Source organism: Anabaena sp. WA102, assembly GCF_001277295.1.
GTDB classification, from domain to species: Bacteria; Cyanobacteriota; Cyanobacteriia; order Cyanobacteriales; family Nostocaceae; genus Dolichospermum; species Dolichospermum heterosporum.
The window spans coordinates 1937057-1949795 of sequence record NZ_CP011456.1 but is presented as its reverse complement, the minus strand read 5'-3'; the positions used below and the strand labels follow the sequence as shown (position 1 = coordinate 1949795).

Sequence of the window (12739 nt, the reverse complement as noted above, 5' to 3'; positions counted from 1 at the left end):
TTTGACTGTGGTATGGGCATTTCTAAATATAAGGACGGGCAGGATGCCCATCCCACAAAATTGGGTAATTTATTTTTTGGTGTTCTCTTGAGAGAACTAAGTAGGTTGGTGTTGAAAATTGTCGTTATGGCAAGGCACTCATGCAAGAGGCAAGAGTGAAGAGGGTTTGGGCGATTTTACATTTCTTTACACAGTTTGGTTTTATTGTGTTCACCTACTTATGAGCCTTATTCTGTCTGCATCTTAACTCTTTTTGTCATCCCGTCAGCTATCAGACAAATTGATTAATTCGTTGCCAAACACTTTTTAATAAATCAGAATTATCCATATTAACATATTCAAGATTAGGAGATTGTCTAAACCAAGTCCGTTGACGTTTAGCGAATTGTCTGGTATGTAAAACAATTAATTCTTTTGCTTCTTCTAAAGAAAGTTCACCAGCTAAATATTGCTTGATTTCTTGATATCCCAAAGTATTTAATAAAGATAAATCAGTACCATATTTTTGACAAAGATATTCAACTTCACCAACTAAACCATCTGCTATCATTTGCTCAGTTCGCTTGCGAATTCTCACGTCTAAATGTTCTGCATCAGAATCTAAACAAATTTGCAAAATTGGATAATCCGGTGGGTTTTCTCCTTGCTGTTCAGAAATAGGTATACCAGTTGTATAATAAACTTCCAAAGCTCTTAAAGTTCGCACCAAATCGTGAGCATGAATTTTTTGGGCAGCGATCGCATCAACTTGTTGTAATATCTGGTAAAGTTGAACTTGTCCTAAAGATTCTAATTGCGATCGCAATTCTGGTTGTGGTGAAACCCTGGGAATCTTCATTCCTTGCACAATGGAACGAATATATAAACCAGTTCCACCCACTAACAACAGTGTTTCACCCCCCAATCTAGCAATTAAAGCTTGTGCTTGTTCCTGATAATTTGCTAATGTCATTATTTCAGTTGGTTCACAGATATCTATTAAATAATGGGGAACTGATTTTTGTTCAACCATATTTGATTTAGCCGTACCAATATCAAACTCACGATATACTTGACGAGAATCAGCACTAAGAATTACAGAATTTAACCTTTGTGCTAAACTCAAAGCCAAACCAGATTTACCCGTCGCTGTCGCTCCACAAATTACAATTAATTTAGTCATTGGTCATTGGTGATTGGTCATTGTCTCTTGAATTCCCGTTAGGGTTACAACCCCTAATAAACTTCTCACAAAATTGCGCTACAGACGGCAGGAAGGCTTTTGTGTTATAATGTTGGGGTGATTTGACTTTTTTAGCCTTTTGGCGATATTAACCCCAAGCATCAGGAGAATTTTCATGACGAGCAGTTACAGTGCCGATCAGATTCAAGTTCTGGAAGGTCTGGAAGCCGTCCGCAAACGACCAGGGATGTACATTGGTACTACAGGTCCGCGAGGACTCCACCATTTAGTTTACGAGGTAGTGGACAACTCTGTTGATGAAGCTTTGGCGGGTCACTGTACCCATGTTGAAGTGGATATTAATGCTGATGGTTCTGTGACAGTAACAGATGATGGTCGGGGTATTCCCGTAGATATTCACCCAAAAACCGGAAAATCAGCTTTAGAAACTGTGTTAACTGTTCTCCACGCTGGTGGTAAGTTTGGTGGTGGTGGCTACAAAGTTTCCGGTGGTTTACACGGGGTGGGGATTTCGGTTGTTAACGCCCTGTCCGAGTTTGTAGAAGTTACGGTTTGGCGCGATCGCAAGGTACATACCCAACGATATGAACGGAGTTTCCCTGTTACGGAATTGGTAGCAACGCCTTACAAAGAAGATAGAACTGGTACTTCTATTACCTTCAAGCCAGATACACAAATTTTTACCACCAGCATAGAATTCGATTACATTACTTTATCAGGAAGATTGCGCGAGTTAGCGTACTTAAATGCAGGTGTCAGAATTACTTTTACCGATCATCGTTTAGAAATCATTAAAAGCGATACACCGAGAATAGAAACTTATGAGTACAAGGGTGGTATTAAAGAATATATCGCCTACATGAACCGTGAGAAGCAACCTCTCCATGAAGAAATTATCTATGTCCAAGGGGAACGTAATAACGTCCAGGTAGAAGTTTCTTTGCAGTGGTGTACTGATGCTTATACAGATAATGTCCTCGGCTTTGCTAATAATATTCGGACTATTGATGGTGGTACACACCTAGAAGGTTTAAAAGCCGTTTTAACTCGGACATTAAATGCAACCGCTCGCAAACGGAATAAAATTAAAGAGAATGAATCTAACCTCAGTGGTGAACACGTCCGTGAAGGTCTAACTGCTGTAATTTCTGTTAAAGTCCCTGATCCTGAATTTGAGGGACAAACTAAAACTAAATTGGGAAATACAGAAGTTCGCGGTATCGTTGATTCTTTTGTGGGGGAAGTTCTCACTGAATATCTAGACTTTCATCCGGCGATCGCTGATGCTATTTTAGATAAAGCTATCCAAGCGTTTAAAGCTGCTGAAGCTGCCCGTCATGCGCGGGAATTAGTCCGTCGGAAATCAGTATTAGAATCCTCTCCTCTACCTGGTAAGTTAGCAGATTGTAGTTCTCGTGATCCGGCTGAGTCTGAAATATACATCGTGGAAGGCGATTCAGCGGGAGGCTGTTTTCATGGTGATACATTAGTAGCATTAGTTGATGGGCGATCGCTCAGTTTTAAAGAAATCGTCGCCGAACAAGCAATCGGCAAAGAGCATTTTTGCTACACCATTCGTAATGATGGCACTATTGGGGTAGAACGGATTATTAACCCCCGCATGACTAAAGCCAATGCTGAAGTCATTAAGGTGACATTGGATAATGGCGAAACAATTGTTTGCACACCAGATCATCGCTTCATGTTACGCGATGGCAGTTACAAGCAAGCCGCATTATTAACCCCTGATGATTCCCTCATGCCTCTATATCGGCAAATATCTGATATCAGCAATCCAGGGATTACCATTGATGGTTATGAAATGGTTTGGAATCCCCGTTCTGATTCTTGGTTGTTTACCCATACCTTAGCGGATTGGTATAACCGTTATTTAGGTGTTTATCAGCTAACAGATGGAGAACACTGCCATCATCTTGATTTCAACAAGCGTAATAATAACCCTACGAATTTACAGCGGTTATCGGTTGAGTCACACTTAGCTTTGCATCGCGCTCATATTGAAAAAACATTACATCGTCAAGATGTAATTGAAAAGAGCCGGAAAACTCGTCAAGGTAAAGAATTTCGTGCCAAGATGAGTCAAAGAATGCAGCAGCCGGAAACGCAGCAAATTTTGTCAGCACAAGCTAAGGAACAATGGCAAGATGAAGCCTATCAAAGTTATATGCTGGGCAAATGGAGAGAGTTTTATGACAATAACCAAACTTATCGTCAGGAAAACCATAAACGCCTCAATCAAGCACAGCAAGACTATTGGAGTGATGAAGCTAATCGGTTAGCCCAATCCCAAAGAGTTAGCGCCTATTTTGCTAATAATCCCCAAGCCCGTGAAACTCAATCACTTTTGGCTAAGGAACAATGGGAAAATGAAGCTTTATTGGCATGGCGGCGAGAAAAAACACAGCAGCAATGGACACCTGAATTTCGCGCCCAACGTCATGCTACTTTGCAGCAAACCTACTATCGCAAAACTATTACTGTCCTCAAGCAGATTGAAGTTGAGCAAGGTAAGCTTGATTTAGAAGCTTATAATACGTACCGTCAACAAACAAAAGACAAGTCTTTATTACGGTTTGATAATTTTTGTCAACGCTACTTCGATGGTAATCCAGCGTTAGCCTATGAAGCTGTTGCTAATTACAATCACCGCATTGTCAGTATTGAACGTTTAGCAGAACAGGTAGATGTTTACGATATCGAAGTTCCGCAAACACATAACTTCGCTTTAGCCAGTGGTGTATTTGTTCACAATAGTGCCAAGCAGGGACGCGATCGCCGAACCCAAGCAATTCTGCCTCTGCGTGGTAAAATCCTCAACATTGAAAAAACCGACGATGCCAAAATCTATAAAAATAACGAAATTCAAGCCTTAATTACCGCACTGGGTTTAGGTGTCAAAGGTGAAGAATTCAACGCCTCGCAGTTACGATATCATCACGTAGTATTAATGACTGATGCTGACGTAGATGGGGCGCACATCCGCACGCTGTTGTTAACTTTCTTCTATCGTTATCAACGGGCATTGATTGAACAAGGTTTCATCTATATCGCTTGTCCTCCCTTGTACAAAGTCGAACGGGGTAAAAATTACCAGTATTGTTATAGCGAACGGGAATTGCAACAGCATTTAGGTACTCTTCCCAGTAATGCTAACTATACCATTCAACGTTTTAAAGGTCTGGGAGAAATGATGCCAGAACAACTCTGGACAACCACCATGAATCCAGAAACCCGTACCCTCAAACGAGTGGAAATTGAAGACGCAGCCGAAGCTGATCGGATTTTTACCATTCTTATGGGCGATCGCGTTGCACCCCGCCGGGAATTCATTGAAACCTATGGTTCTAAACTGAATATGACAGATTTAGATATCTAAGGTAATGAGTAATGGGTAATGGGTGATTGGTAATTACGGATCTACCTCCCCCGTTCCCTTTCTCGATAAATTTTTCCCTAAAAATCATAAATTTTCTCCACAAAGGGGGAAAGCATTTGCTATGCTTATAAAGCGCAACTAGATATTATCTACAAAGCAAAGCTTAGTAAGTATACACAAAACTTTTCATAACCAGATGACAGCCACCTTCTTAAAATCCGAAGTATTCATAACTACAATTGACATACGTTAATTTACCCAAATATATCTTTGGGCAACTTTAGCAGCAATATTATTTATCACCTGATTAAAATATCGTTGTATACCATAAGAACAGTTTGTCAAGTTGCACAGGGTAGAAATCTCAACTCTGCGCTAATGTGTGAATAAGGCTAAATCGAGAGAAATCTTAATTCATCTCTTACCTCGCTAAAAATATGCCATAACTTTAACTCCTTAGTTCAAGTTCTTGGTATAGCATATACAAGAGTTAGTGCCTGGAAACAAACACCAATCACTAGCTAATAGTGAATATGTACAATTAGTTTAACCAGAACTAATTTCTGTAAACAAATATCCGCCTTCGGACTAAGTTCAAGCAGAACATAAATACTATTTGTTCAGTTAGGAACAATTTGTATAAGTTTTATAAAGCAGCAAGTGTGCCTACCTTTTAATTTAATAAGAATGCCACTGACCAACCCAAAAGTTTTCGACAAGATTTAATGGTATTACCACCATTTTTAATGTCTTTTTGATAAAGGTGGCTTAATCTTAGTAAATAAGTTCATAAATAATGCACGAAAAGAGTGTAATTTTTGTGAAACAGGCTACAATTGGAACAGTATTTACAGTTAAATCTGCTAAATGTCATACACTGTATCCGCACCGGGAAACTTTTTGAAAAAGATGGATCTAGGTTTATAGATTCGGTTAATCAAAAGTGATATGTAGGATGATCGGGTATGACAATTAAAAAAAGCGGCCAATTCGCTTTCAAAGTGATATTTGCCACTTTTACTCAACAATCCTGCATCAAACAGGAAAAAAATCACCGAAAATATCTGAGGTTAACCAGCCAAAACCCGATTTTCGGTTCACAGATTACTCCACACTAAAAGTAATCGCAATGTCTTCAGTAACTGATTCTGCAAGGAGCATGAGGAACGCGGCATGAACCAGGCTAACAACGTACTCGATAATATTTATCAGCCTGACCTAGAAATGATAAATCCGCCTGAGATCGAATTACAAGCACTCTTAATAGAAGAAGAGGACTTATTGCTGACTGATGACGGCGAAATTGATGATTTTTTAGAGCCTCAGTCTGATGAGGACGACGCAAAGTCTGGAAAAGCCGCTAAATCGCGTCGTCGGACACCAATCGCCAAGAAAAAGCACTATACAGAAGATTCAATTCGTCTGTACCTGCAAGAAATTGGACGGATTCGTTTGTTACGCGCAGACGAAGAAATTGAACTAGCGCGGAAAATCGCTGAGTTACTGGAATTAGAACGGGCGCGGGAAAGGCTTTGTGAACGCCTAGAACGCGATCCTAGAGACAGCGAATGGGCAGCAGAAGTATCATTACCATTACCAACCTTTCGTTACCGTCTGCACGTGGGACGGAGAGCGAAAGACAAGATGGTACAGTCTAACTTGAGACTTGTAGTTTCCATTGCCAAAAAATACATGAATCGGGGCTTGTCCTTCCAAGACTTGATTCAAGAAGGTAGTTTGGGTTTGATTCGTGCGGCTGAAAAGTTTGATCACGAAAAAGGCTATAAGTTTTCTACCTACGCTACATGGTGGATACGTCAAGCAATTACAAGAGCGATCGCTGATCAGTCCCGCACTATCCGTTTACCGGTTCATCTCTACGAAACCATTTCTCGGATTAAGAAAACTACCAAACTCCTCTCCCAAGAAATGGGACGCAAACCCACAGAAGAAGAAATTGCAACTCGTATGGAAATGACCATCGAGAAACTGCGGTTTATTGCCAAATCTGCCCAGTTACCAATTTCTTTAGAAACACCTATCGGTAAAGAAGAAGATTCTCGTTTAGGTGATTTCATTGAATCTGATGGTGAAACTCCAGAAGATCAAGTTTCTAAGAACTTGCTGCGGGAAGACCTAGAAAAAGTCCTTGATAGTCTCAGTCCTCGGGAGAGAGACGTTCTCCGACTTCGCTATGGTTTAGATGATGGGCGCATGAAAACTCTGGAAGAAATCGGTCAGATTTTCAACGTTACCCGCGAACGCATTCGCCAAATCGAAGCTAAAGCACTCCGTAAATTACGCCATCCTAATCGCAATAGCGTATTGAAAGAGTATATTCGTTAATTGTTAGGGGTGGGTTTAAGTCATTAATCTCTTAAACCTGCCCCCAGCATTAATTACATCTTGCCTTTCTGCATCACTTCTTGGAGATGATGACGAATTTCGTGCGCCTGTTCAATTTCCGATTGCCGTAATTTTTGGAAAAGTTCTACACAGGGTTGAGAATTAGCTTCCTTGGCATCTTTGATATAATTTTCATAAGCTTGAACTGCTACGGCTTTAGTATGCAGGACGCTGATAAAATCATACTCTAAATTGCTAATAGGTTCTTGAGTTTTAGTTTTAGTCATGTCTCTACTCCGTTACTTATTTAATTAACTTCTACTTATTTCTCTAGATTTATTCATCTGTCCAAAAGCTGAGAAAATATTGGATTAGTACCTGATGAAAGAGTAGAGACGTTCCCGATAACGTCCCTACCTACTTATTTAAGTTTTTCAATTGTTGTAATAACTCCTGGGAATTTTTCACCCACTGTAAATTACCTTGAATATTATATAAATCTTGAGCATATTGGAAGACTTGTACAGCTTCCTTGTATTGTTTCAACTGCATAAAAACTAATCCTGCACCATAATAAGCGTTAGCATAAGTAGAATTAGCTGCGGCTGATTTTCTGAAAGCTGCTAAAGCTTCATTTAATTGACCTTGATTAAACAAAATTGAGCCAAGATTATAGTGTGCTTCCGCATATTTGGGATTTATTTGAATTGCTTGATTAAAAGCTGCTTTTGCTTGTTCAGTTTTCCCTTGTTGCAAATAACAGATACCTAAATGATATGCTGGTTCGGGAGCATTTTGACTATAGTTTCTAGCTTTTTTAAAAGAAGCGATCGCACTTGCCCAATTTTTCTCCTGTTCCTTCAGCAACCCCATGTTATAATGGGCAAAACCCAGATTTGGATTTAACTTCAAAGCCTGATTTAAATAATCTTGCGCCAATTTTAAATTATTTCCTTCTAATAGCGCCCCACCTAAATTTGCAAAAGCTAAAGCAAATTGAGAATCAGCTTGGGTAGCTTGATAAAAAGCATCTGCCGCAGGTTGTAATTTTCCTGATTGTCGCAGTGCTAAACCCAAGTTATAATGCGCTGCTGCTAATTTAGGATCTAGTTTAATAGCTTGACGAAAAGCGGTAATTGCTGCTTCTATTTTTCCCAATTGAATCGCTTGTAACCCTTGATTTAAAGAATCTGTAGCCGCTTTACTATTGGTGTTTTGTGCCAGTATTAGAGTCGGAGGAGAATTGGAAAATGCTGGTTGAATATTAATACTTAATAATAACAAATTGATTATTCCCAAGATGGGATATTTAATGAGTGATAATTGCATGGATTTATTTCGCGCAAAGGCACAAAGGATCAAAGATGCAAAGGAAGATATTGATATCTACATCTAGATAAACATATTAAAATAATAGGCGTTGCTGATTAAGGGTATGAATTTTAGTCTCACGCAAAGGCGCAAAGACGCACTGAGGTTTGAGTTTTAAAGGTTCAATTTGGGAATTTCATACCTCAATTCAGCAACGCCAAATAATACTACTTGTATTTAGCCCATGCACCATTACTCAAATTCCTCAATAAAGGTAAATCTTGAGTAGCCTTTATAAATATCTCCGTTTCTCCAAATACATCCTCAAGGCTTAATAAATGAATCTTTAGCTGTGTATTAATCTGCTTACTTTGAATAGCTTTATTTAAACGAGAACGAAATCCGTCTGTATAACCAACACCAGCTAACATTATGCCAATATTAGCTTCATGGATTATCATATTACCAATCAATTCTGCTGAATAAGTGCCATTTTGAATGGCATTATCAACAAAAAAATTTTTACTTTGAGTAGTTACTTTATCTTCTCTAGACATAATTCATCTCCCAACATTATCCATCTAATAAATCAACAAAGTAATCGTATAAATGTTCTAAACCTTCATAGTCCCAAATGTATTTTCATATCTTTCCCAATCTTTTAATTTTTCTGGATTGCGATCAATGTAAAACTGCCAAAAATCTGCCTGATCATCACAATCAACTAGAAGTGTACTATCTTGTCTGTTAATAAGAACACCAGCAACATGAACAGCAAGGGTAGTTTTTCCCACACCACCATCATTATGAGTACATAGAATAATCAATGGAAACAGCCTCCCTAAAATCCAGGTATTAAGACATCAAGAGAATAACATATCATCATTACTAAATTACCAAAAGACACACAAGGACTATCAATTTCTACTGCTGGAGTGAATGAATTACAAAAAGTGACAGTAGCACAATTAATTGCCAACTCATCAGGGTGAGTGCATTCTAATTTGATATAAAAAGCACACTCTTCACAAATAGTTTTATGTAATAATTGCATTATTATCTTGCGTTTATTGTAAATTGACAACAAAAGAGCAGTTACGAAACTGGACTTTATTAACTTATCTTGTTTTGATTAGTTTGTAGAATTAAGCTATTTTTGGTACATAGAATAAGTAGCCTACATAAATAATTGGCTTTTATCCCATACGTGACATCAAACAAGCGTGAGTGCTAAACGTCTGCCAGAAACTACTGCTCATGTGAGAGTTACCCGCCAATCTTGGCAACAAGGCTTTCTTGAAGGTGAAGTTAGCGCCGGTAATTTTCAGTGGCATTTCCAGTGGCATTTCCGTCGGGGAGAACTTTCTGTAAAGCCTTCCCAGGGTCGTGCTTTAATCAAAGAACCTCTAGGGCGGTTTTTAGAACAACAGGACTATCAGTTAGAACCTGGAGGGGATTATGCTTTTACAATTCGGGCTGAATTGTAAATTAGTTGTCAGTTAGTCGGTTAAGATATCGTTCAATCAGGAGAATGGCCACAATGTCATCTATTGGCCGGGGGGGTTGACGCAAACCCTTGGGTAATAGTTTAGTGATGCCTTGGGGTGGATACATCTGCCAATAGCGATCGCGTGCTTGTAAAGTGGAATAACGTTCATCAACTAAAATGATATTGGTGGGTTTGCTTAATTCCTGATTAAGTTGCTGTTTCCACTTTTTAGCCGTTGTTTGATCTCCCATCACCATTAAGGATACAGGGAATTTTTGCAGTTGTGTTTCAATATTAGCGATCGCCTCATTTGCCAAAACAACTTGATGATAAAATAGTTGTCTATCCAATCCCATCACCGCAATCCCGCATTTATCACGACCGGGATCAAATCCTAAAATTACAGGTTGTGTATTTGTCATTGGTCATTAGTCAGTTGTCATTGGTCAGTTGTCATTGGAAAAATTCTTTCTCCCCCTACCTCCCCTACCTCCCCTACCTCCCCTACTCCCCTGCCCCCTTGCCTACTTCCTCACGTACTAAAAAGAATTTGTCCATTCAAGAGGGCTACTAACTTGACTCTTAGCGGACCTACAGTATAAGTATTTTCTGCGGCTACAGCTTTGATTTCTACTTCCTGTTCCGTTTGCTGTAATTGGGTAACAAAGCGCGGAAAAGTTCCTTCTATTTGGACACTTTCGACAATTCCCGCATTGCGGGCGCGAAACTGGGAAGCGGAAATTAGTAAATCTAAGCGTTGACGCATTTGTTCAGATGTCATATTTTTTAAATCCGCTGTAGTAGTAGCCAGCACTTCCCCTGATGAAAATACGAGTTGATTTCTCGCTGCATCTGCAAAAAATTCTATTTGCTTTTCACCTCTGACATAGTTACCTGCGGAGAAAATTCGGACTACATATTCTCGACCATCTTTAATTTGTGCAACTAGTGCTTTAACCTGATCTTTAGTGACACGGAGTATTTCTTTATTAGCCGGAATAGCACCAGGTTCAGTTAATTGAATATTGGCATTGCGGTTAGCTTCCTGAAGAATTTGGATAATTGCCTGCTGTGCTGCATCAGGCTTGTCTACAGTAATTAATCCTGCCGCTATTACTTGACCCTTTACTAAGGCTAGTTTACCCAAGCGGAGGTCACGGTAGGACTGATAATATTTTTCTAGTCTGGCTACTTCCTGCTCTAAAAATTGTTGTTGTTTCTCTAATTCTTTTAAGCGAGATTCTCTAGTCATAATAACTTCTTCCCGCTGTTTAATTTCGAGGTTACGATTTTGAATAAGTTTATCTAATTTAACAATTTTGCGATCGCGTTTTTCAATTACCGTCTTCGCTTCATCAATTGCCTGTTTTGCTTCAGCGTATAATCTTTTCCGTTCCGCCTTTAACTCTTCTACTGCCGTTTGTAATGTTTGTCGCTGATTATAAAGAGTTTGTAATTCACTTCTTGCCTGTTGATACTGAATCACAATTCCACCAAGATGGCTTTGAGTTGCATTAAGTCGGGCTTGGGTTTTGGCTTGCTGATTAAGAGTGCGATTGAGTTGAGCTTGTGTGGTCTTTTGTTTAGTATTTGCTGCCTGTAATGACTTATTAATTTTCTGTAATTCTTCCTGTGCTTGACTTTGTTCTTGTTTGGCTTTATTTAACTCACTCTCAACCTGACTTTTTTGCGCTTCTGCGATTTTTAGTTGTTCCCGCTTGTTCCCCAAATCTCTTTGAATATCCTCTAATTCAAATACGCCCTTTCGCAATCCGCCATCAGCCGCAAAGAGAATTGCTAAAGTTGATGCAGAAATTAGACCGCCTGTAAAAATAGTCACAATTACAGCAGTTTTTTTCGGACGTAAATTGAAAAGTGAGAGACGAGCTTTGCCAACTCGTGTGCCGATGCGATCGCCAACGGTAGCAATTACGCCTCCCAAAATAAGAATTGCTGCAATAAGGATGTACCCGGTGGCCATTTTTAACTACCGCAATGCTGACCGATACAGCCTACTACGTTCAACCATTGTCTGTGAGTAAATGGAGTTAGGCCAAAGTAGGAATTATACAATTTTGAGACTTTCCTCCACATTAACGGTTTAATCTCTATGGTAGTGACGCTACTTAGGGAGACCCTAAGACCGCATTACCTCAAAAATAGAAGCCGTGCCAACTCCATTTACCCATAACTTTTAAGTAAATTGCTTACTTAAAGCAACAGGTTTATGCACAGTAATCTTCTTTTTATGAATGGAAATCATTTTCTTCTCGCGTAGATCTCCCAGCAGTCTAGTGACTGTAACGCGAGTAGAGCCAATTGCCTCAGCGATCGCCTGATGGGATAACTTCAGATCAATGGTAATACCATCAGCGCAAGGAACGCCAAAATCTCGACAAAGAATCAACAAGAAACTAATTAACCTTGAACCCATATCACGGTGAGCAAGAGTTTCAATCATCATCTCCGTCTGCAAAATCCGCGAAGAAAGACCTCGCAGCATTAACATTGATAACTCTGGGTTTTCCTTCAGTGCCTGTTCAACTTGTTCAATTGGGGCTGAAAGTAATTCTACAGTAGTAAATGCCACTGCATGATAAAATCGATCAGACTTATTGCCTGTCAGCAACGACAGCACACCAAAGACGCTATTTTCTCGCAGCAGAGCCACCGTTATTTCTTCTCCTGCCTCGTACACCCTTGAGAGTTTCACAGCACCCTTGAGAAGAAAATAAACTCGTTCAGCAGGATCTCCCGGAAAAAAGATCGTCTTGTTCCGTTCAAATGTTTCCACAACCGGAGGAAAAGCCCCGGTCGCCATTTGACGAAAAACATTTGCTAGGGCTTTATCTTGTGTCACTATCATTTCTCCCTTCCCCTACCCAATGCCAGAAAAACAAAAACTAATTACCTAAGAATACACCCGAAAAATCAATAAATCACCATTAACCTTGCTGTTTTTTCCTATACCTAAACGCGGAATTCCTAGCCTTCCGTTTATAATGATACATAA

11 protein-coding genes are annotated in these 12739 nt (G+C 39.5%); 3 read left to right on the top strand and 8 right to left on the bottom strand.

Annotated features, from left to right (window positions below; all coding sequences use genetic code 11):
* Positions 1-271: 271 nt before the first annotated feature.
* Positions 272-1162 carry a tRNA (adenosine(37)-N6)-dimethylallyltransferase MiaA gene (gene miaA, locus AA650_RS08605; RefSeq protein WP_053538694.1) on the bottom strand — a complete coding sequence of 297 codons (891 nt, stop codon included), beginning with the start codon at positions 1160-1162 and terminating at the stop codon, positions 272-274.
* A gap of 175 nt (positions 1163-1337) precedes the next feature.
* Here miaA and gyrB point away from each other — a divergent pair, with 175 nt between their 5' ends.
* The gene (gene gyrB, locus AA650_RS08600; protein ID WP_053538693.1) at positions 1338-4580 is read left to right on the top strand and encodes a DNA topoisomerase (ATP-hydrolyzing) subunit B; all 3243 of its coding nucleotides are present in this window, start codon (positions 1338-1340) and stop codon (positions 4578-4580) included.
* A 1173-nt stretch (positions 4581-5753) separates the two neighbouring features.
* The gene (gene rpoD, locus AA650_RS08595; protein WP_027401183.1) at positions 5754-6926 is read left to right on the top strand and encodes an RNA polymerase sigma factor RpoD; all 1173 of its coding nucleotides are present in this window, start codon (positions 5754-5756) and stop codon (positions 6924-6926) included.
* A gap of 53 nt (positions 6927-6979) precedes the next feature.
* On the opposite strand, the gene AA650_RS08590 is transcribed toward rpoD, so the two are convergent.
* The 4 genes from AA650_RS08590 to AA650_RS08575 all read right to left on the bottom strand — a co-directional run bounded on the left by AA650_RS08590 (position 6980) and on the right by AA650_RS08575 (position 9064).
* The gene (locus AA650_RS08590; RefSeq protein ID WP_027401182.1) at positions 6980-7213 is read right to left on the bottom strand and encodes a hypothetical protein; all 234 of its coding nucleotides are present in this window, start codon (positions 7211-7213) and stop codon (positions 6980-6982) included.
* 130 nt (positions 7214-7343) lie between these two features.
* A complete protein-coding gene (locus AA650_RS08585; RefSeq protein ID WP_053538692.1) occupies positions 7344-8255 on the bottom strand; it encodes a tetratricopeptide repeat protein in 912 nt (303 codons plus the stop codon).
* A 209-nt stretch (positions 8256-8464) separates the two neighbouring features.
* On the bottom strand, positions 8465-8794 hold the full coding sequence (locus AA650_RS08580; RefSeq protein WP_199924407.1) for a hypothetical protein: 330 nt from the start codon (positions 8792-8794) through the stop codon (positions 8465-8467).
* Positions 8795-8851: 57 nt separating this feature from the next.
* Positions 8852-9064, bottom strand: coding sequence for an AAA family ATPase (locus AA650_RS08575; RefSeq protein ID WP_053538691.1), 213 nt, complete (start codon positions 9062-9064; stop codon positions 8852-8854).
* A 396-nt stretch (positions 9065-9460) separates the two neighbouring features.
* On the opposite strand from AA650_RS08575, the gene AA650_RS08565 reads away from it, so the two are divergent.
* Positions 9461-9724: a DUF3146 family protein gene (locus AA650_RS08565; protein WP_027401177.1), complete on the top strand. Its 264-nt coding sequence runs from the start codon at positions 9461-9463 to the stop codon at positions 9722-9724.
* A gap of 1 nt (position 9725) precedes the next feature.
* Here AA650_RS08565 and AA650_RS08560 read toward each other — a convergent pair whose 3' ends face one another.
* From AA650_RS08560 to ntcA, 3 genes are all read right to left on the bottom strand, one after another.
* Complete coding sequence (locus AA650_RS08560; RefSeq protein ID WP_027401176.1) at positions 9726-10148, bottom strand: pre-16S rRNA-processing nuclease YqgF; 423 nt, start codon at positions 10146-10148, stop codon at positions 9726-9728.
* Between the two features lie 110 nt (positions 10149-10258).
* A complete protein-coding gene (locus AA650_RS08555) occupies positions 10259-11707 on the bottom strand; it encodes a DUF3084 domain-containing protein (RefSeq protein ID WP_053538689.1) in 1449 nt (482 codons plus the stop codon).
* A 213-nt stretch (positions 11708-11920) separates the two neighbouring features.
* Positions 11921-12592, bottom strand: coding sequence for a global nitrogen regulator NtcA (gene ntcA, locus AA650_RS08550; protein ID WP_027401174.1), 672 nt, complete (start codon positions 12590-12592; stop codon positions 11921-11923).
* Positions 12593-12739 lie beyond the last annotated feature (147 nt).

Coding starts and splice junctions, on each gene's coding strand:
- AA650_RS08560 (WP_027401176.1), bottom strand. CDS start 10,148: ATGACAAATACACAACCTGTAATTTTAGGATTTGATCCCGGTCGTGAT.
- AA650_RS08580 (WP_199924407.1), bottom strand. CDS start 8,794: ATGTCTAGAGAAGATAAAGTAACTACTCAAAGTAAAAATTTTTTTGTT.
- ntcA (WP_027401174.1), bottom strand. CDS start 12,592: ATGATAGTGACACAAGATAAAGCCCTAGCAAATGTTTTTCGTCAAATG.
- AA650_RS08585 (WP_053538692.1), bottom strand. CDS start 8,255: ATGCAATTATCACTCATTAAATATCCCATCTTGGGAATAATCAATTTG.
- rpoD (WP_027401183.1), top strand. CDS start 5,754: ATGAACCAGGCTAACAACGTACTCGATAATATTTATCAGCCTGACCTA.
- AA650_RS08555 (WP_053538689.1), bottom strand. CDS start 11,707: ATGGCCACCGGGTACATCCTTATTGCAGCAATTCTTATTTTGGGAGGC.
- AA650_RS08590 (WP_027401182.1), bottom strand. CDS start 7,213: ATGACTAAAACTAAAACTCAAGAACCTATTAGCAATTTAGAGTATGAT.
- miaA (WP_053538694.1), bottom strand. CDS start 1,162: ATGACTAAATTAATTGTAATTTGTGGAGCGACAGCGACGGGTAAATCT.
- gyrB (WP_053538693.1), top strand. CDS start 1,338: ATGACGAGCAGTTACAGTGCCGATCAGATTCAAGTTCTGGAAGGTCTG.